15 protein-coding genes and 2 tRNA genes are annotated in these 19,499 nt (G+C 59.8%); 7 read left to right on the top strand and 10 right to left on the bottom strand.

The window, feature by feature from the left end:
- Positions 1-212: 212 nt before the first annotated feature.
- The 5 genes from selA to ABMC88_RS05080 all read left to right on the top strand — a co-directional run bounded on the left by selA (position 213) and on the right by ABMC88_RS05080 (position 5,767).
- The gene (gene selA, locus ABMC88_RS05100) at positions 213-1,604 is read left to right on the top strand and encodes an L-seryl-tRNA(Sec) selenium transferase (protein WP_349575764.1); all 1,392 of its coding nucleotides are present in this window, start codon (positions 213-215) and stop codon (positions 1,602-1,604) included.
- The gene (gene selB, locus ABMC88_RS05095; protein WP_349575763.1) at positions 1,601-3,502 is read left to right on the top strand and encodes a selenocysteine-specific translation elongation factor; all 1,902 of its coding nucleotides are present in this window, start codon (positions 1,601-1,603) and stop codon (positions 3,500-3,502) included. The genes selA and selB overlap by 4 nt, the downstream gene beginning before the upstream one ends.
- A 13-nt stretch (positions 3,503-3,515) precedes the next feature.
- Positions 3,516-3,610: transfer RNA gene (locus ABMC88_RS05090), tRNA-Sec, on the top strand.
- Between the two features lie 51 nt (positions 3,611-3,661).
- Positions 3,662-5,221, top strand: a complete 1,560-nt coding sequence (locus ABMC88_RS05085) for a TlpA family protein disulfide reductase (protein WP_349575762.1) — start codon at positions 3,662-3,664, stop codon at positions 5,219-5,221.
- 24 nt (positions 5,222-5,245) lie between these two features.
- Entirely contained in the window at positions 5,246-5,767 is a 522-nt protein-coding gene (locus ABMC88_RS05080; RefSeq protein WP_349575761.1) for a UGSC family (seleno)protein, read from the top strand.
- Positions 5,768-5,817: 50 nt separating this feature from the next.
- Here ABMC88_RS05080 and ABMC88_RS05075 read toward each other — a convergent pair whose 3' ends face one another.
- Genes ABMC88_RS05075 through ABMC88_RS05060 form a run of 4 tightly spaced genes read right to left on the bottom strand, consistent with a single transcriptional unit; the run spans position 5,818 to position 10,157 of the window.
- The gene (locus tag ABMC88_RS05075) at positions 5,818-6,861 is read right to left on the bottom strand and encodes an amidohydrolase family protein (RefSeq protein WP_349575760.1); all 1,044 of its coding nucleotides are present in this window, start codon (positions 6,859-6,861) and stop codon (positions 5,818-5,820) included.
- Positions 6,845-7,795, bottom strand: coding sequence for a DMT family transporter (locus ABMC88_RS05070; RefSeq protein WP_349575759.1), 951 nt, complete (start codon positions 7,793-7,795; stop codon positions 6,845-6,847). The genes ABMC88_RS05075 and ABMC88_RS05070 overlap by 17 nt, the downstream gene beginning before the upstream one ends.
- 19 nt (positions 7,796-7,814) lie before the next feature.
- On the bottom strand, positions 7,815-8,966 hold the full coding sequence (locus ABMC88_RS05065; protein WP_349575758.1) for an iron-containing alcohol dehydrogenase: 1,152 nt from the start codon (positions 8,964-8,966) through the stop codon (positions 7,815-7,817).
- 42 nt (positions 8,967-9,008) lie between these two features.
- Entirely contained in the window at positions 9,009-10,157 is a 1,149-nt protein-coding gene (locus tag ABMC88_RS05060; RefSeq protein WP_349575757.1) for an NADH:flavin oxidoreductase/NADH oxidase, read from the bottom strand.
- A 158-nt stretch (positions 10,158-10,315) separates the two neighbouring features.
- On the opposite strand from ABMC88_RS05060, the gene ABMC88_RS05055 reads away from it, so the two are divergent.
- Both ABMC88_RS05055 and ABMC88_RS05050 read left to right on the top strand, forming a co-directional pair.
- Positions 10,316-11,884 (top strand): class I adenylate-forming enzyme family protein, encoded by a 1,569-nt coding sequence (locus tag ABMC88_RS05055; RefSeq protein WP_349575756.1) that lies wholly within the window; start codon positions 10,316-10,318, stop codon positions 11,882-11,884.
- Positions 11,885-11,895: 11 nt separating this feature from the next.
- Complete coding sequence (locus ABMC88_RS05050) at positions 11,896-13,440, top strand: acetolactate synthase large subunit (protein WP_439655579.1); 1,545 nt, start codon at positions 11,896-11,898, stop codon at positions 13,438-13,440.
- 59 nt (positions 13,441-13,499) lie between these two features.
- Here ABMC88_RS05050 and ABMC88_RS05045 read toward each other — a convergent pair whose 3' ends face one another.
- From ABMC88_RS05045 to ABMC88_RS05020, 6 genes are all read right to left on the bottom strand, one after another.
- Positions 13,500-15,494 carry a TRAP transporter permease gene (locus tag ABMC88_RS05045; protein WP_349575754.1) on the bottom strand — a complete coding sequence of 665 codons (1,995 nt, stop codon included), beginning with the start codon at positions 15,492-15,494 and terminating at the stop codon, positions 13,500-13,502.
- 116 nt (positions 15,495-15,610) lie between these two features.
- Positions 15,611-16,771 (bottom strand): TAXI family TRAP transporter solute-binding subunit, encoded by a 1,161-nt coding sequence (locus ABMC88_RS05040; RefSeq protein ID WP_349575753.1) that lies wholly within the window; start codon positions 16,769-16,771, stop codon positions 15,611-15,613.
- A gap of 748 nt (positions 16,772-17,519) precedes the next feature.
- Positions 17,520-17,594, bottom strand: a tRNA-Phe gene (locus ABMC88_RS05035).
- 101 nt (positions 17,595-17,695) lie between these two features.
- Positions 17,696-17,881: a DNA gyrase inhibitor YacG gene (locus ABMC88_RS05030; RefSeq protein ID WP_349575752.1), complete on the bottom strand. Its 186-nt coding sequence runs from the start codon at positions 17,879-17,881 to the stop codon at positions 17,696-17,698.
- Positions 17,878-18,903 (bottom strand): ribonuclease E/G, encoded by a 1,026-nt coding sequence (locus ABMC88_RS05025; RefSeq protein ID WP_349575751.1) that lies wholly within the window; start codon positions 18,901-18,903, stop codon positions 17,878-17,880. The genes ABMC88_RS05030 and ABMC88_RS05025 overlap by 4 nt, the downstream gene beginning before the upstream one ends.
- Complete coding sequence (locus tag ABMC88_RS05020) at positions 18,900-19,478, bottom strand: Maf family protein (RefSeq protein WP_349575750.1); 579 nt, start codon at positions 19,476-19,478, stop codon at positions 18,900-18,902. Before ABMC88_RS05020 ends, ABMC88_RS05025 begins: the two co-directional genes overlap by 4 nt.
- Positions 19,479-19,499 lie beyond the last annotated feature (21 nt).

Genomic DNA, 19,499 nt, shown 5'->3' with positions numbered 1-19,499 from the left:
GTAAGGCTTTCCATGATACTGCGATGAAGAGCCTCCCTTTTGCAAGAATTCTGGCCCCTTAGGGGTGGACCCGCAGCTGTCGGCCCTGCAAAGTTGACACGCAACAAACTGGGAATTCTATGTGCAGGATGGTGAAATCTTTTCGAAACGCTGCTGTATGCTCTGGCCCTTTGGGCCGCGCAAACCCTCGCCCTGCGTAAAGCGGTGCAAATATGAATAACCCTCTGAGAAGCCTTCCACAAATTCAAACCCTGCTGGACAAGCCCGCAATCGCAAAGCTGCCTGCGCAGTACAGCCGCCCCGAAACAGTCGATGCCTTGCGCAAAGTGTTGGCCAACCTGCGCCGTGATCTGTTGGAGGGTGCAACAACTTCGCTGCCCGACTTTGATGCGCCAGAGTTTTCAGCACATATCGGCGCCCAAATAGAAGCAGCCCGTGCGCCGTCTCTGCGCCGCGTGATCAACGCGACAGGCATTATCATCCACACCAATCTGGGCCGCGCCCGCATGGCCCCCGAAGCGATTGCAGCCATGCAGATCGCAGGTAGCGCGCCCACCAACCTCGAGCTCGCTTTGGACACCGGCAAACGCGGATCACGCCATGATCACGTCGAGGCGTTGATTTGCGAATTGACAGGTGCCGAAGCCGCCGTCGTCGTCAACAATTGTGCCGCCGCAGTTCTGCTGAGCCTGATGGCGACCGCAACGGGCCGCAGCGTTGTCGCCTCGCGCGGCGAATTGATCGAGATCGGCGGATCGTTTCGCCTGCCCGATGTGATCGCCCAAAGCGGCGCAACCCTGAGCGAAGTGGGTGCTACGAATAAAACAAGACTTAGCGACTATGAGAACGCGATTGATGCGGATACCGCCGTCCTGTTGAAAAGCCACACCAGCAACTTCAAAATCGTCGGATTCACCGCTTCCCCTGATCGCCGCGACCTTGCCCGTCTTGCCCGACAAAAAGAGGTCATATTGATGGAAGACCTCGGCAGTGGCGTGCTGATTGATCTGGCCCCTTACGGGCTTGAGGATGAGCCTGTCGTCTCTGATATCGTGAAGTCGGGCGTCGATCTGGTGATGTTTTCAGGTGATAAACTGCTTGGCGGCCCGCAGGCTGGGATTATTGCAGGACGGCGCGACATCATCGCAAGCCTCAAATCGCACCCGCTGATGCGTGCGGTCAGGATCGACAAACTGTCGCTTGCAGCACTTGAAGCCACCTTGCGGCTTTACCGTGCGCCCTATGACCCTACGGTGCGGATACCTGTGCTGCGCATGTTGTCGGACTCTGTGGAAACCGTGCGGAACCGCGCGGATCGGTTGGCGCAGACGCTGGTAACTGTCGGCATCAAAGATACAGCTGTTGTTGCAAGCGGCGCACAGGTCGGCGGGGGTGCGTTACCCGAACAGGATTTAGAAAGCTTCGCCGTCTCTGTGACCCTCGCGGGCATGTCGCCCGATGCGTTGACCGCCGCGTTGCGCCGCGCCGAAACACCCGTGATGGGCCGGATCGAACGGGGCAAAGTCGTCTTCGATCTGCGCACGGTCAGCGACGATGAAGTGCCTCTCATCGCCCGCGCAGTGGCGCAGATAGCTGCGCCATGAAAACCTGCTGCGTTGTTGTGATCGGGCATGTGGACCACGGCAAAACCGCTTTGGTGCATGCGTTGACAGGGCATCACACCGACCGCCTGCCCGAAGAAAAGGCGCGCGGATTGTCCATCACGCCAGGTTATGCGCATCGCAGCTATCCCGCTGGGATTGTTGATTTTGTAGACGCCCCCGGTCACGCGGATTTTGTATCTGCCATGGTCAGCGGGGCCACTGGCGCGCAAGCGGCGCTGATTGTTATTTCGATCATGGAAGGCATCTGCGCGCAAACGTTAGAGCATCTGCGCATCGCCGAATTGCTCGGGATCAAGCAGGCCGTTATCGCGGTGACAAAGGCAGACGTGCTGCCCGCCGCCGACCATGCGGAGCATTTGCCGGCCATTCAAGAAACCCTGTCACAGACGGCCTTTGCAGGCGCCCCTTTGGTGGTTTGTTCGGCCAGGTCAGGTAGCGGAATCGACGCTCTGAATGCTGCCCTCGAAGACCTGATAGAGGGCGCAGCCCCACCCGCACCTGTGCTTCAAAGTTTTCTGCCCGTTGACCGAGTGTTCTCTATGCCCGGCCGCGGGACGATTGTAACGGGCACTTTGCTTGGGTCGGCGTTGAGCGTTGATGACACTGTGACGCTCATGCCGTTGGAGCGCGTCGTCACGCTGCGCGCCCTGCAAAGTCGCGGCAATGACCGTGACCGGATTTATCCGAATGAGCGTATGGCAGCCAATCTGCGCGGGATCACGCAAGCCGACATTCCGCGCGGCGCGGTGCTGTGTGCGGCGGGGGCGGCCTCGCCTACCACTTGTCTTGATGTGAAGCTGAATATGTTGGGCGCACCGTCCAAAAACCTCAAACACATGCAAGAGATCCGCGTCCTTTTCGGGACCGGCAGCGAAGTCGCACAAGTTCGACTGTTCAGGAGTGAAAACCCAAAAGACCGTTTTGCGCAACTACGGTTCAGAAAACCTGTCGTGTGCTTTGCAGGCCAAAGAGTAATTCTGCGGTCTTTGTCGCCAGCCAAGACAATTGGCGGTGCGGTTGTGATCGATCCACTAGCCGAGCCTGCACGACCGAATGATCGGGGCCGCATGCAGGTTCTGACAGCCGCTGATGCAGGTGACATGAACCCTCTTGCAGACGCGCTCATCCAGAGCGGCGGGGGTGTAACAGATGTGTCCACGATTGCCCGCTTGCGGCGTTTGCCTGCCACTGAGACGCGCCAGCATTTAGCAAGTGATTTTGTTACGCTGCAAGGCGATCTGATTACGTCACCTAAAGGTCTCGCTACTGCGGAAGCGGCCATCTTGGACCTGCTGTCCGAATACCACCTCAAACATCCGCTGCGCACCGCGGCTCCGCGGACCTTGATCCAAATACCCTCTCTTGCACCTGCGCTGTTACAACATACCGAAGACGGCCTTGTGGCGAACAGTCAGATCCGCAGGCATGATACGATGCTGGCGCTTTATGACCACGACCCCATAGCCCTGTTGAACACCGCACAACGCAAAACCCTCACCCAAATCGAAGATCAGTATCATCAAGCGGGCCTCGCACCGCCAGCGCCGGCCTCCTTCTCTTCCACAGACGATGCCGCTGAGCTGCTACAGCTTTTGATCGACAGGGAGACCTTGATTGCCATGCGCAATGTGGCACTCAAACAGACATTGGTTTTTCACAAAGACACGGTGGCACGCGCCGTGCAAACCATTGCCAGCGGCTTTCCACCGCCCCTGCCCTTCACGACGTCTCAGGCGCGCAGCACGTTGGGCACCAGCCGCAGGGTCGTGGTGCCGTTGTTGGAATATTTCGATAGCATCGGCGTGACGCTACGTAAGGATGAAACACGCCACCTGGTTGCAGCGAATCCAGTTCCCCATACCCATTCACCTAGCTAAGCTGGCACCACTTGGAGGTGACTGGAGTCTGGTGGCTTCCCTGGTCTTCAAAACCACGGACGCGTCTATGCGGCGTGTGGTGGGTTCGATTCCCATCCACCTCCGCCAAGGGTTGAAGCAGGCCAAAAGCCCTTTAAGGCCTCATTCGGGAGAACAGATATGAGCGGCACACCACAGGCATTTTCGTTAAACGATCTGGCGGGGACCGCCCATGTCTATCCAAAAGACAGTGCCAGTCTGGTCTGTTTTATCAAAGAGGATTGCGACACTTGCAACACCGCAGGCCCCGTTCTGGAGGCGCTGCACCGCGCGCATGGCGACAAGGTGAGCGTCCAGTTGGTTGGGCAGTCTGGCGACGATAATGCAGCCTTTGCAGCGCGCCATGATCTGACGATCCCCCTGCTTGATGACCGCTTTTGCAAAACGGCATTTGCGTGGGATATCGAAAGCGTCCCATCGGTTTTTTGGATAGATAAAAACGGCGAAGTGCTGTCGCATTTTGAGGGGTTCGTGCGTGCCGACTGGGAAGCGCTTGCCGCTGATATGAGCACCCGTACGGCCCAGCCCGTTGCCCAAGTGGATTGGGCCAGTTTGCCTGCGTGGCGCCCCGGTTGCGGCTCCAAACATCTGGACCCGTCCGTCTATGACAAGCTGCGCGCCGAAGCGGACGACAGCCCGATCCGTGCCCGCAAGATTGATGTCGCAGCCGATGACGACGTTGCAGAATTCATGTTCGATCAGGGTTTCTCGGACGGGCTGCCACTGGTGCCCCCCACACCCGAGCGGGTGATGCGGATGTTGGCGGGCACGCACCGCGACCCACAAGAGGTCATCACGACCGTGCCCCCGAATATGGGCGAAGCGACGATTGAAAAAATCGCGATCAACGCGGTGATGGCAGGGTGCAAGCCCGAATATCTGCCCGTTGTAATCACCGCTGTTGAGGCGATTTGCACCGATGAGTTCAACATCCACGGCGTCACCTCCACAACCATGGGTGCCTCGCCTGTTGTGGTGGTCAACGGCCCCATTCGCGAAAAGATCGGCATGAACATGGCGCTTGGCGCGCTGGGTGCCGGCAACCGCGCCAATGCCACCATCGGGCGGGCGGTGCAGTTGGTTGTGCGGAATATCGGCGGGGCGTCGACTGGCGGTGTTGAACGCTCCACCCTTGGCAGCCCGATGAAATTCACAATGTGCTTTGCCGAGTTCGAAGAACGCACCCCTTGGCCCGCCCTGCATGTCGAGCGCGGATTTCAGCCCGAGGATTCCGTCGTCACCGTGTTCGCGATGACCAGTGGGCCGGTGCAGATTGTGGATCAGACCTCGCGCAATGCGGCGGACCTTGGACGCTCGCTTGGGCTGGGGCTGGAAGGGGCGTTTTCGCCCGACATGCGGCATCTGCCCGTCGATGTGCTGCTGGTCGTCACGCCCGAACATATCGATACGTTGATGAAGGAAGGCCCGTTCTCCAAAGAGCAATTGCGCGCCCGTATGCAAGAAGCAACAGCGCGGCCCGATGCGCCTGACCGCATCGATGGCGCGCTGAAGGCCGACAAGCCGAACGCCGCCCCACAAGGCGCAAAATTCGCCAGCACCGACTATATCCACATCGTTGTAGCAGGATCAGAAGCGGGCAAATGGTCCGCCGCCTTCCACGGCTGGGTGACGGGATCGACCGGTTCGATGTCTGTTTCAAAGAAGATCGACTTGGGCTAGGCTCACCCACAGAGGAGGAACTCTATGACAACAATTCTTGATCCAACGGACGAACGCGTCCCCGTCTCACGGCAGGTCACCAAGCGGACTGGCAGCCTGACAGGCGTGATCGGCCTGTTGGACATCGCAAAACCACGCGGCAATATCATGCTGGACGAGCTGGAAAAGCTGTTGGCCGCGTATGCGCCTGACGTGAGCATCCAGCGCTATAGAAAGCCGACCTTCACCAAACCCTGCCCCGATGCATTGCGCCATCAAATCCGCGATGAATGCAATTATCTGGTCGAGGCATTGGCCGACTGAGGATCTTGTACGACGTGCAGTATGCACGACAACGTCTGGTTTGAAATCCAGGGGATCCCCGCAGTCGCCATCGCCTCGAGCGAGTTTGACCAAGCCGCACAAACGCAACGTGCCGCGCTTGGGATGGACGGCGCGCGCTATGTCTTGGTGCAGCATCCGATACAGGATGCCACCGATGACGAGATGCGCGTGAAAGCGGCGCAGGTCTTTGACAAAATCGTGGCCGCGCTGACAGAGAACTGAAAGCCAAAGGCGCAGCGGTGACAGCTGCGCCTTTTTAGATATGGGAATGCTCAGAGCGCGTAGACCCGCTGGGCTGTTCCGGAAAATAGTGCTGTCTTTTCCGCAGCGCTGTACCGGGCCGCGATCCGTTTGAATGCGTTCCACAGCACCGGATAACTACAGCTGACCTGATCCACGGGAAAGTTGCTCTCGAACATGCAGCGGTTAGGGCCGAAGGCCTCGATACAGGTTTCGATATAAGGTGCCCACGCGGCTGCCAGTTCCTTGGACGTGGGCGGCGTGTCTTTTGCGTCAAAGCCAAAGCCGAACATCTTCATGCCCAAACCGCCCAGCTTACAGCTTACGTTTGGCGTCGCGGCGATGGCCTCGATACCCTTTTTCCAGACTTGGAAAACCTCGTCCCGCTTACCGCTATAGGCGCCCGAACCCATTGGCCCGCCGACATGATCCAGAATGATATTCGCGTCCGGAAAGCTGCGGGCCAAATCAGCGACCTCATTCAGTTGGGTGTGATAGAGCCAGCAATCAAACGACATGCCAAGGCCCACCAGCTTTTCAAACCCTTGCCGGAATGTAGCATCCATCAAGACACCCGCAGGGGGCGTGCGCGCCGTTGTTCGCACGGTGCCTGTGGCGTCATAAACGGTCGAGTTGCGGATACCGCGCCACAGGCCCTGGCCCAATTCGCGGTGCATGAGCAGCACATCCTCGACGCTGGCACCCTCCATCAGGTCCGCTCGTCCGACAATGCCTTTGCACACGCCGTGCGTGCCCGCGGGACCGTTGGCGGCCTCGGCGGTGAAATTTGCGACAAACTCTGTCTCACCCAATGGCTTCTCGCGCTCGGGCCCGCTCTCGCGGTAGGCCTCGGTACACTCCATGAAAACCGTCCCGATTACGTTGTGCCCGCTCGTCAAATCGGCAGCCAGTTCTTCGTGCAGATAGCGCGGCACGCGGGGCAGCTCCCACAGGTGGTGGTGGGCATCAATGATTGGCAGGTCAGGCTCGACGATCTCCTCTTGGTGCAGGGCCAGCCATTCGGGACTGGCCGCCGGCAGGATGGAGGCGAACACCTTTTTATGTGCGTTTGTCATAGAATTGTCCTTTCAAGCTGTGCGTGAGTGCTAAAGCGGTGGCGTGCCTTGCCTGACGCTCGCGGTAGGCGATGAACAGGCCCGATGCAAAGATGACCGCGCCACCGATCCACGTAAAGGCATCAGGTATCTCGGCAAAGAACCAGGCACCGAGGATGGCAGTCCAGATCAGTTTGAGGAAATCAAACGGCATCAAGGCGGTCGGATCGGTTTCCTTCAATGCCTGGCTCAGGGTCATCTGTGCGATTGTGCCGAACAACCCGATCAGCGCCATCCAACCCAAAGTTTGCAGGGTAAACGGCTGCCAGCCCCAGATCGCAGGAAAGACCGAAAATATGCCAAGGAAGATGCCCATGTAGGCCACTGTTGTCACGCTCTGCTCGGTCCGCGACAGTATCTTGATGATGAGCATCGCCACTGCCCAAAGCAGCGCCGAGCCCAGCACCAGTATCGCGCCTGTATCAATAGCCACAACGCCAGGCCTGAGGATAATCAACATACCGGCAAAGCCCAGCAGGATCGCCAGCCAGCGGTATATCCGAAACCGCTCTCCCAGAAACAGCACGGCCAGAACTGCCATGAAGATCGGGGCGGTAAAACTCAGGGCTGTGACCTTTGCCAAGGGCGACATCGACAGCGCGGTAAAGAACATGAGCATTGCGCCGATGTTGATAACGCCGCGCAGCGCGTGCAGGCCGATCCGCTGGGTGCGCAAAACCTTGAACCGTGACCGCATCAGCAGGGGCAGCAAAAACATCAAACCAAAGATATTGCGGAAAAAGGCGATCTGGAAAGGCGGCAACACCTCCGAGACGAAGCGCACCAAGGCGTGCATTCCAGCAAACGCCACCGTTGAGCAGCACATTAGCAAGATGCCGCGCAGCACAGGCGTTTGACGTTCCCATACTGCGGCGAGAGAGGCGAGTGCCCTCAAACCTTGCGCCTCGGGAGGATCATAGCGCTGCGCCGTAAATGGCGAGCGCGTCCGCCTCCGTCACCTCACGCGGGTTATTCACCAAAAGCCGCGACTGGTTCATCGCATCTCGGGCCAACAGCGGCAGGTCACTTTCGGAAATGCCAACACCTGACAAACCTGACGGCAACCCGCACCGTAGCGATAGCGCGGCGAGTTCGTCGGCAAAGGCTAATGCAGCCTGTGGCACCTCCAGCCCCGCCAACGCGGGAAAGGCGATCGGGGCAAGGGCAGCGTAAGGTTCCGGCGCAGTCTCGGCATTGAACCGCATTACATGCGGTAAAACCAACGCATTGGACAGCCCGTGCGGCACTTTGAAATGCCCGCCCACGGGATAGGCCAGCGCATGCACAGCCGCGACCGGCGAATTGGCAAAAGCCTGCCCCGCCAACAATGACCCCAACAGCATGTCCGCCCGCGCGTCCATATCGTGTGGCTGATGCACCGCCCGCTCCAATGCGGGGCCCATCAGGCGCAATGCTTCGCAGGCCAGCGCACGGCTGATGGCGTTATTGTTGGGGCTGGCCGAGGCAAAAGCCTCAATCGCGTGGACCATCGCGTCCACCCCCGTGGCCGCCGTCACATGCGGGGGCAGATCGCGGGTGAGGTCGGGATCAAGAAGAGCAAGATCAGGGATAATCACAGGGCTGACCACGCCCATCTTCTCACTGGCACCTGTGGTAACGATAGAGATCGGGGTGACTTCACTGCCCGTCCCTGCGGTGGTGGGCACCGCGATCAACGGCAGACGCGGCCCTTTGGCCATGCCGACACCGTAAACGTCTGCCAAAGCCTGCCCGCCCTTCGCCAGCAGCGCTACAAGTTTGGCGACATCGATGGAGGAGCCGCCGCCGATGCCAATCACACCCCCCGTCCCTGCCGCGGCTTGTGTGGCGGCGTGGATCACGGCCTCTGGCGGGTCGGCCTGAACGTCCGAGAAGACAGTGACCGACACGCCCGCCTTGCGCAAACAATCCAGCGCACGGTCCACGATACCCGTGGTCATCATGCCGGGATCCGTCACCAAAAGCACACGGTCGCCACACAGTGTTTTGGCGATCCCGCCCAATTCATCCAAAAGCCCTGCCCCCATGCGGATGCTTGGCGTTGTGTTGAAAGTGAAGGGTCTCATTGTGCTGCCTTTCTGTTTGGTTCGGCCTTTGTCACCATCGTCTCACGCATCGGGCGTGTAGAAATCCGAAGTCTTTGCCCGTGAGGCCAGCCACCAGCCTGATTGTTCGGGCCACATGCCAAACTGCGGGTCGACCCCCAGCGCTTGCGCCGCATGCAATCCCCACATCGGATTGACCAGCGCCTCACGGCCGATTGCGATCAGGTCGGCGCGCCCCTGCGCCAGTATCTCCTCGGCCTGTTGTGGATGGGTGATCAGCCCCACGGCCATCGTCTGCATCTGGGCGTCCTTGCGCACCCGCTCGGCATAGCCGACCTGAAACCCCGGCTGCCGCTTTTTGGGCACGCTGGCTGTGGCCGATCCCGCGATCCCGCTGGAGGAGCAATCCATGACATCGACACCGATGCGCTTAAGCTCGGTCGCGAGGGTGACGGTATCCTCAAGGCTCCACCCCTCGGGCGTGCCATCCACCGCAGAGGTGCGGAAGAACAGCGGTAGATCATCGGGCCAAACCTCGCGCACGGCTGTCGTCACCTCCAGCGCCAGCCGCATCCGCCCCGCAAGATCGCCGCCGTATTTATCCGTCCGCTTGTTCGAAAGGGGCGACAGGAAGCTGTGCAACAAATAGCCATGCGCCCCGTGTACTTCGGCAATCAGATACCCCGCGGCGAGCGCGCGCTTTGCCGCCGATACGAAATCCGCAATCAGCTGTTCGATGTCGCTTTGCGTTAACGCATGTGGCATGGGCCACCCGTCAGCCACAGGCAGCGCGGTGGGGCCAACTGGCGTCCACGGCATATCACCGCGCATGAGGTCTGCATCATTCAGGGGCCCGTTCCCGAACCACGGGCGCTGCATACCGCTTTTGCGGCCCGCATGGGCCAGCTGGATCGCGGGGATCGCACCGTTGCGTTTGGAAAACTCTGTGATGCGGGCATGAACAGGGATCTGGCTATCGGCCCATAGCCCCGGGCAGCCGTGCGTGATGCGCCCCCCTTTTTGCACTGCGGTCGCTTCGGTGAATACAATACCCGCACCCCCCGTGGCGAACCGCCCCAGATGCACAACGTGCCAGTCATCCATGTGACCTTCATGCGCGGAATATTGACACATGGGCGAGATTACGATGCGGTTACGGGCCTCAACGCCGCGTAGTTTTATTGGGCGAAACAAATGGGGGATGGTGGTCATAGCGGCTCCTGCGTAGCATTGACCCAACGCTAACTTGACCTTCGGGAAGTCACAACAAGCGACGTGCATCTTACTTCACTTGCGGTGCTGGCCCTTTGCGAAGGAGGTCAATACCATTCCAATCCGGCTGTCTTCAGCCCCAAAACGAGAGTGCCCAGATGACCCCGATCAATCCGCCAATCTCTGACACCCCCCCGACCGAGACTGTCGTCGCACGCATTCGCGATAACATCGCGGCACACCCCGAACATCTGGCGCTGGTCTGTGAGGGCACGCAGATGACATGGGGCGCGATGGGGGAGCGGATCAACCGTATCTCAAACCTGTTGCTCGCCACTGGTCTGCAAAAGGGCGACAACATCGCGATCATCTCGCCCAACTCGATCCCCTATGCCACGCTGTTTCTGGGCATCGTGCAAGCGGGCGGCTGTGTCACGCCGCTATCGTCGATGGCCGCGCCCGAGGCACTGCAAAAGATGCTGGCAGACTGCGGCGCAAAGGCGATTTTCGTGGCCAAGCAGTATTTGGATCTGGTCAGCGGTTTCATCGCCGATATGCCGCTCAACCGCTTTGCGATTGATTTTGCACATCCCGATTTCGAGGATCTCGAAGGCGCGCTCGCCACCGCAGACACCACCGACCCCATGATCCCGATTGATATGTCGGACGCCTTCAACCTGATCTATTCCTCCGGCACCACCGGCACGCCGAAGGGTATCTTGCACAATCACTGGATGCGCGCCGCGCAGATGGAGCGTGTCTCTCCCAACGGCTATGACGACGATGCCCGCACGCTGATCTCGACCCCGCTGTATTCCAACACCACCATCGTGTCGTTTATCCCCACGCTTTTTGGCGGATCGACCGTGTATCTGATGCCCAAATTCGATGCACGCGGCTATTTGCAGATCGTCGAGTCTGCCCGCATCACCCACACCATGCTGGTGCCTGTTCAATATAAACGCATCATGGATGTCCCCGATTTCGACAGCTTTGACCTGACCTCCATGCGGGTCAAATTCTCGACCTCTGCGCCGCTGCGGGCGGATGTGAAGGCCGATGTGCTGGCACGGTTTCCCGGCAAACTGTTGGAGTATTACGGCCTGACCGAAGGCGGCGGCGTAACCGTTCTGGCAGCGGACGAGCATCCGACCAAGCTGCATACCGTCGGCAAACTCGCCCCCGGCAATGATATTCGGCTGATCGACACGGACGGTGTTGAAGTGCCGCAAGGTGCCGTGGGCGAGATTTGTGGCCGCGGCCCTACGATGATGGCAGGCTATTACGGTCGCGATGATCTGACCGCCGACTATATCTGGCGCAACGCCGAAGGGGACGTTTATTTCCGCTCTGGCGATATGGGGTCCTTTGACGAAGACGGATTTTTGGTGCTGTCGGACCGCAAGAAAGACATGATCATCTCGGGCGGGCTGAACATCTATGCGAACGATCTGGAGCTGGTCCTGCTGGCCGATCCGGATGTGGTAGATGCGGCCGTGATCGGCGTGCCCTCGGCCGATTGGGGGGAGACTCCGCTGGGCCTTGTGGTGCGGCGTGCAGGCGCCACACGGACAGGCTCCGACATCATGGCAGACGCCAACGCAACCCTGGGCAAAAGCCAGCGTCTGTCAGCCGTTGAAATACGCGACACCCTGCCCCGCAGCACCATCGGGAAGATCCTGAAAAAAGACCTGCGCGCACCCTATTGGAAAGAGGAAACATCGTGAAAGACAGCAAAATGAACGGTGCAGAAAGCCTTGTGCGCTCCCTGATCGGCAGCGGCGTCGAGGTTTGTTTCACCAACCCCGGCACCTCCGAGATGCACTTTGTCGCGGCCCTAGATCACATCGCGGGCATGCGTTCGGTTCTGGCGCTGCAAGAGGGCGTGGCGACGGGGGCTGCCGATGGCTACTACCGCATGGCAGGCAAGCCTGCGTCGACATTGCTGCACCTTGGCCCCGGCCTCGCCAACGGGCTGTCGAACCTGCACAACGCCAAAAAGGCGGGCTCGGGCGTGGTGAATATTGTGGGCGAACATGCCGCGAGCCACATCGAACTTGATGCGCCGCTGACCTCTGACATCGAGGGGATCGCAAGGCCCGTCTCGCATTGGGTGCGCAGCTCAACCTCGGCTGCGGATGTAGGCATAGACGCCGTCGAAGCGGTTCAGGCCGCGATGGTCGCCCCTGGCCAGATCGCAACATTGATCCTCCCCAGCGATACAGCATGGAATGAAGGCGGCGAAGTACACGGCGCACGCGTCCCCCCTGCGCCTGCCCCCTGTGAGGCGGCGACCCTGGACCAAGCGGCGCTAGCGCTGGACGGGCCAGAGACCTTGCTGTTGTTGGGCGGGACCGCGCTGACCGAAAGCAATCTGGAAATGGCAGGCCGTATCGCGGCCAAGACGGGCTGCAAGCTGTTGTCGGAATGGGCAAACGCACGGGTCGAGCGCGGCGCGGGCCGCGTGGTGATCAACCGCGTGCCCTACCCGATCGACATCGCGCTCAAAGTGCTGGAGCCCTACAAACGCATTGTCCTGCTGGGGGCACGTGCGCCCATCGGGTTCTTTGCCTATCCGGGCAAGCCCGCGATCCTGACCCGTGAGGGCGCGGACATCATCCCCCTTGCAGGTGCGGGCGCGGACCTGACAGGCGCGCTTACCGCTCTTACGGACGCTGTTGACGCCACAGATACACCGCCCGCCCATATTGCCGAGGCGGACTTGCCTGAGCGCCCGAAAGGTCCGCTTGACCTTGATAAACTCGCCCAAGTCATTGCCCGCAACATCCCCGAGGACGGTATCATTGTCGATGAATCCGTCACCACGGGCCGCGCGTTCTTTCCCGCGACCAAGGGCGCGGCTGCGCACACTTGGCTGAACAACTGCGGCGGCTCCATCGGGTACAGCATTCCCGCCGCAATCGGTTGTGCAATCGCCTGCCCTGATCGCAAAGTGTTGGCCCTGACGGGCGACGGATCGGCGATGTATACCGTGCAGGGCCTGTGGACCATGGCGCGTGAGGCGCTGGATGTAACGATCCTGATTTTTGCCAACCGCAGCTACCAGATCCTGCGCGGCGAGTTGACCAATGTGGGCGTCGGCAACCCCGGCCCCCGTGCCATCGACATGCTGTCACTGGACCGCCCCGCGCTTGACTGGGTGCAAATGGCGCGGTCGATGGGGGTCGACGCGTGCCGCGTAGACGATTGCGAGGCACTGGATGCGGCGATGCAAGAAGGGCTGGACACACCCGGGCCTTACCTCATTCAGGTCGATCTTTGACCCCAGTACAGGCGCAAGACTGAGGGCTGCGTCTGTACCGGGATCACGCCAGAAATGGCTCAGGTGGTGTTGACGGCATCTGACAGCCCTGCCCGCCACGCTGTGGCGAAGGGAATAATGGCGAGTGCGAAGCCTGACAGGGTCAGCGCCGCGTGGTTCATCCCCGCCACGCCGCCCACAGGGGCCGCAACGAACAGACCTGCAAAGAACAGAACAAAGCGCATGATCAGGCTCAGCCCGCTTGAATGTAGTGGACCTATAAAGCTGACATAGCCCTGCAAAGCGGATGCGATAAACCACACGCCAACCAGCGCACAGGCCAGCACGACGGCCACTTCCGTCGGCGGACCCTGTCCAATCAGCGCGGGGTTGAGCACAAAGAAAAACGGCACCACATAGATCACACCGCCAAGACGCATCGCCTCGAATCCGGTCTTGAACGCGTTGGCACCCGCCATCGACGCGGCCGCAAAAGCGCCCAACGCGACGGGCGGCGTAATAAAGCTGACCATGCCCCAATAAAGAATAAACAAATGAACGGCGAGCTCGTTCAGGCCAGCCTGCACCAAAGCAGGTGCCAGTACCACGGCAAGGAAGATGTAGCAGGCCGTCACCGTCATCCCCATGCCAAAAATAAACGATGTCACAGCCCCCATGATCAGCAGCATCGGCATGGAATTACCCGCGATATACACCAGCTCATTCGCGAGCGGACCTGTCAGACCGGTCGCCTGAAACGCGCCGACGATCATCCCGATGCCCAGCAGCACGGCGACCAGCTCGGACAGGGTGCGCCCGACAGAGACGATGATGTTGAGAAATCCATCCCACGTCACGCGGTCCGCCGCGCGGAACTGGTTCACGATCAGCAGCAGCGCCACTGCATAGAAAGGGGCCGTCGTCTCCCACCGAAATGCGACCATCAGATAGATGAGCAGCGCAAAAACACTGACATAAAGCCAGCCCTCCTTGAGCGTGGTCCACACGCGCGGGCGATCTGCACGCGGCAACCCTTTCAGACCACGGCGCGCGGAGTAGGCATCGATCTGCACAAACAATCCGAAGAAATACAGGATCGACGGGATCGTCGCGGCCAGCATAATCTCGACGTAGGGGCGGCTAAGCCATGACGCGATCACAAAGGCTGTGGCCCCCATGATGGGCGGCATCAATACGCCGCCGGTCGAGGCGCACGCCTCGGTCGCGGCGGCATAGCGGGCTGAAAATCCAGTCTTTTTCATCGCAGGGATCGAGACCGCACCAGTGGTCAATACGTTCGAGATCACAGAGCCCGACATGGACCCCATAAAACCGGATGCAAAGATAGACACTTTGGCAGCACCGCCACGGTATCCGCCGACCAGCGCCATGGCGAGGTTGTTGAAGAACTTGCCCCCGCCGGTGAATTGCAAGACGGCCCCGAACAGGATGAAGCCGATCACAAGATTGCCAAAGGCGCGCATGGGGATGCCGAAAGACGCCTCTGACGAGATCATGAAATAGGGGATCACATCCGTAAAGGGCTGGGTAAATCCATTGAGTGGATCGGGGACATGTTCGGCGAATGTCGGGTAAAGCGAGAAGACAAGAACGATGCCAAACAGCACAAGCCCCCCTGCCCGACGCGTGCCCTCCAATATCAAAAGATACAGCGCAATCGACGCCCAAACCGCATTTTGCGGGGCCGCATATTCCCATCCGCTATCAAGACTTTGACCTGCCGTTGCCACAAAAAACCCCGTGACGCCGACTGTTGCGGCTGCAAGCACCCAATCGTACCACGGCACCTGCGGCGATGGGGGCCCCCACGCGCGAAAGGTGATGAACGTGAGGCTCAGGAAAAATCCCGCGAGGACGTAAAGATACATCCCCTCCAGCAGAGAATAACCGCCAATGCGCAGATTAAAGAGCTGGTTGATCGCCATTCCGATAGCACCCAGCGTGAACAGGATAATCACCCACCTGGCCGCGCCTGAATAGGTCAGCTTTGCGACCTCAAGCTCGGCATCAAGGGCTGCACGCCCGCGATCAATTTGCGTGGTTTGGTCTGTCATGGCGCACCCGTTTGGCTGGCAATGCCCACGTGATGTGAGCAAGCGGTTTTCAGGCAAAAAGTGAGAGTTGGCAGGCCAGTTGGTCCGCCAACTCGGGTCAGCTTGTGCACACAGACCTAGAAGACGACGGCAAATCCGCCCGCTTCAAGCACTGCACGACGCTTTGCATCCCACGCCTCTTCCCAATTGTCGGGGCCTTCGGCTTTCAGCTCTTCCCAGCCCTTCATCAGGGCCGCCTGACGTGCAATCAGGTTGTCGTTATGCGCTTGTGCCTCATCGCTCCAGACGCCGGCTTCCTTGTAGTATTTGATCGCACCGTCATGATAGGGCGCTACCCACTGAAAGTTCTGTTTGTCCATTGCCCAGCCGCCGATGCCCGGTGCATTGCCGTTGAACGCGTCGTAAAAGACATCCATCGCCTTCGTCATATTGTAGGTCAGATCAGTGTCCTGCGCGGCATAGGTCATCAGAACCGGATAGGCATAGCCCGCCGTTTGCACGCCGCCTGTGCCATCAATATTCGCCCCGACCGTTGCAGTCATTGGCGCAAAGAACGGTGCAACGGCCTGCATCCGCGCAAGCCCCTCGGCATTGCCCGCGTCAATCGGTGGCCAATACACACCGCGCGGACCCGACGCCGCTTCATAAGCGCGACCGGAGTTTGTGGAGGCAAACGCCGCATCCACACTGCCGTCGATCATGCCCGCCCAACTGTCGCCAAAACCGCCGAACTCAACACGTTCCACATCATCCCACGTGAGGCCACCATACGCCAGATAGGCCTCATTGTTGACGTTAAGCGCAGGCGCCCCTTTCACATAGGCCACACGCATCCCTTTGAGGTCAGAGTATTCAAAGCCTTCACACTTGGGCTTGCCCGCCGCTTCGCACGCTTCCGCAGCAACGGCCAACGTCAGGCCAACTGCCCCGCCGTTGTTGGCGGCCAAAATCCGCACCGGCTGGGGGCCCCAGTTTTCGGCGCCGAACTGGAACACGGCCTCCTGGGCCATAAACGATCCGCCAACACCATTTGCCGAGAATTGCACCTTGCCTTGGCGCAGCGGCTCTGTGCGGGCGATATCGTTCTTGCCGGGCAAGACCCGCAGGTTTACGCCGTTGGCCTCTTGCAGGGCTGCACCAATCGCAACGGACTGATTGTATCCGGCTGAGCCCGTGCCATAGGCGGTCCAAGTCACCTGACTTGGCAGATCGACCTCTTGTGCTGCAAGCGGTGCCGCCGCCAGAACCAGTACAGTCGCCAAAGAAACATAACGCATTCAAATTCCTCCCAGGTTGAATGTCGGAGCGTAATAATCTTCGCCCCTGGTTATGCGCGGCATGGCTGCCTGTGTTCTCTTGCAATTAGTTTTGTATTTCAGACCTTGCTGCGCAGAAATCGGTACAGGCAAGACTAACCAAGTCCGTTAACGAAACAAGCCTCCAAATAATAAAACGAAAATCCGTTCCGCAGAGCAAAACAAACAGCGGATTGTATCTGCTCCTGCAGGAGGCCGTTCGCATGCAATCCCATCGTGCCTGATGTCAAACCTGCGTTACACGCATTCCAGCAGGGAATGACGGTTGACTTGCGCCCCAAGTCTCCTTCAGCTGTGCACGGAGCCCTGCCCCTGATGCGGCGACGATCCTTGCAAACTCTAACGGCAAACCTTGGACATACACCCGATTCTCTACCGTTTGGCATCGCTTCAACAAGGTATGGCAAAGGACGGGCTTAATGAGGCAGGTCTGACGCCCAAAGGAGTGCGCCACACGGTAGCAACTACGTTGCGTGAGGTTGGACTTGAGGAACGCCAGATTGCTGATTTGCCGGGGCGAAAGCCTTGCTATGGCCCGTCACTATTCACGGTCGGCAAACCTTGCTGATCGGACCCGTGAGACGATCAACACACTCGAAAACGGGAACGATCGCGGAGCAAAAGTTGTCAAGCCATTGCCAAAAGCGTCAAGCCTAAGAAAGGCATCCAGATTAAAGTGGGAAACATCGAGAATTAACAAGACGGTAAATGGTGCCCAGGGGCGGAATCGAACCACCGACACGAGGATTTTCAATCCACTGCTCTACCCCTGAGCTACCCGGGCACCGGGACCAGTAAACTGGTCGGGTGAGCGCGTTCTAGGGGCTCTGGTCGCGGGTGTCCAGCGGATTTTTGCACCCGAAGGCCACAACTTGCATCAAAGTGCTAATGCGGTTTCTGCGCCGCGGGGTTTTCCAGCGCGTCGATGGCTTTTTCTATGTCTTCGGGGTCTTGTGACGGGGTCGCGTAGCTACCTGAAAACCACTTGGCCAGGTCGATGTCCGCACAGCGGCGCGAACAAAAGGGGCGGTACTTTTGCGAGGTTTCGCCCTCGCAGATCGGGCAGCTCATGCCATGATGTCTGCAAGCGGCGCACGGGCGCGTTTGCGTTGCAGCTCATAATGGCCCAGCGGGGTCCACCCGACCAATGTCGTCTCTACATCATCGGCGCGAAAGGCGGCGCGCAGGGCTGTCTCGAACGGGCGGCGGTCTTTTTTCGGCATGGGGGCAAGGTCCAGCACGATCTGGCCACCAAGGCCGCGCAGGCGCAGCGCACGGGGCAAGGCCCGCGAACAGGCCATGTTGGCCTTGATACCCGCCGCCAGTGACACATCAGCGCCTGTGTTCACATCAACAGCGATCAAAGCGCGGGTCGGCTCGACATACATGGACGCCCCGCCCGACAGGGGGATGCGATCCTCGAACAGCGCGTCGATCGCGTCAAGCACGGCGTGCTCTTCAAAGCCGCCTGCATCGGTGACCACCTCGGCGGGCTCGACCCAGTCGCGCCATGCCAACACGTGGGGGCCGTCGCCTTCGGTCAACGCCTCCATCTCGGTGCTGTCGTCGTCCAGCACGGTTTGCGCAAGGCCCAGCATCGCCTCGATATCATCGGCGATCTCGTCGCCCTCCACACCCACACAGCACGACCGCAGGATCAGACCATGCGCCGCCCCGTCCATCGCCTCATGGGCGATTTCCAGCAGGCGGTCACGCTCTTCCTCATCACGGATCGAGCGGGAGATGTTTAGCCCCGGCGCATCGGGCGTGATGATCGCATAGCGACTTTTGAACAGCAGCTTGGAGGTGACGGGAATCGCCTTGCCGTCTTCGGCAAAGCCGCTGACCTGCACCAATATCGGCTGACCGGGGGCGAGGCCCTTGATCTGGCGTAGAAATGCGCTGCCGTCAGGAGTTTTCAGGAACATCCCCCCCTGCCCTTTGACAGGACGGTCCGCGATGGCGCGGTAGATGGTGCCGACACGCGGCGCGTCGGGGGTGTCGACCAGCAGATCGTCCAGCTTCCCGTCGATCATGAGGGCGGCAGCTTCGGTATCGCCAAGGTGGTCCAGAATGATCGTGCGGCCCTTCATGAGCGTTCTCCATATAGGGGGTAGCCGCTTGCGCGCAGCAGGTTTGCGGTCTCGGACAGGGGCAAGCCGACGATGCCGGTGAACGAGCCTGAAATCCACGGGATCAGAACCCCTGCGGGCCCTTGAATGCCATAGCCGCCTGCCTTGCCATCCCAATCGCCCGTGGCGAGATAGGCGTGCAACTCATCCTCGGCGAGGGACTTCATGCGCACAGTGCTGACCACGTCACGTTCCCACAGCTTGTCACCGCGTTTGACGGCAACGGCGGTGATTACTTTGTGGCGGCGGCCCGACATGGCACGCAGGAAACGCTCGGCCTCGGCCACGTCTTCGGGCTTGCCCAGAATGCGTCGGCCAAGGGCCACGGTGGTATCGGCACATAACACGATGTCATCGGCATCCGCCGGGACAGCCGCGACTTTCTCACGGGCCATGCGGGCGCAATAGGGGCGCGGCAATTCGGCCTTGTGAGGGGATTCGTCGATGTCGGGCGCACGGATATCATCGGCAACAACGCCGATTTGCGCCAGCAATTCACGGCGGCGCGGGGATCCTGATCCGAGGATAAATTTCATAAAGCAACTCCTCGCCCAACG

The organism is Sulfitobacter aquimarinus (genome assembly GCF_040149565.1).
Classification (GTDB): Bacteria; Pseudomonadota; Alphaproteobacteria; order Rhodobacterales; family Rhodobacteraceae; genus Sulfitobacter; species Sulfitobacter aquimarinus.
This window is presented reverse-complemented; position numbering and strand designations above follow the sequence as displayed.

Bases quoted from the DNA above. Each gene is read 5' to 3' on its own strand.
- selA (WP_349575764.1), top strand. From the start codon at position 213: ATGAATAACCCTCTGAGAAGCCTTCCACAAATTCAAACCCTGCTGGAC.
- selB (WP_349575763.1), top strand. From the start codon at position 1,601: ATGAAAACCTGCTGCGTTGTTGTGATCGGGCATGTGGACCACGGCAAA.
- ABMC88_RS05085 (WP_349575762.1), top strand. From the start codon at position 3,662: ATGAGCGGCACACCACAGGCATTTTCGTTAAACGATCTGGCGGGGACC.
- ABMC88_RS05075 (WP_349575760.1), bottom strand. From the start codon at position 6,861: ATGACAAACGCACATAAAAAGGTGTTCGCCTCCATCCTGCCGGCGGCC.
- ABMC88_RS05065 (WP_349575758.1), bottom strand. From the start codon at position 8,966: ATGAGACCCTTCACTTTCAACACAACGCCAAGCATCCGCATGGGGGCA.
- ABMC88_RS05060 (WP_349575757.1), bottom strand. From the start codon at position 10,157: ATGACCACCATCCCCCATTTGTTTCGCCCAATAAAACTACGCGGCGTT.
- ABMC88_RS05055 (WP_349575756.1), top strand. From the start codon at position 10,316: ATGACCCCGATCAATCCGCCAATCTCTGACACCCCCCCGACCGAGACT.
- ABMC88_RS05050 (WP_439655579.1), top strand. From the start codon at position 11,896: ATGAACGGTGCAGAAAGCCTTGTGCGCTCCCTGATCGGCAGCGGCGTC.
- ABMC88_RS05045 (WP_349575754.1), bottom strand. From the start codon at position 15,494: ATGACAGACCAAACCACGCAAATTGATCGCGGGCGTGCAGCCCTTGAT.
- ABMC88_RS05040 (WP_349575753.1), bottom strand. From the start codon at position 16,771: ATGCGTTATGTTTCTTTGGCGACTGTACTGGTTCTGGCGGCGGCACCG.
- ABMC88_RS05030 (WP_349575752.1), bottom strand. From the start codon at position 17,881: ATGAGCTGCCCGATCTGCGAGGGCGAAACCTCGCAAAAGTACCGCCCC.
- ABMC88_RS05025 (WP_349575751.1), bottom strand. From the start codon at position 18,903: ATGAAGGGCCGCACGATCATTCTGGACCACCTTGGCGATACCGAAGCT.
- ABMC88_RS05020 (WP_349575750.1), bottom strand. From the start codon at position 19,478: ATGAAATTTATCCTCGGATCAGGATCCCCGCGCCGCCGTGAATTGCTG.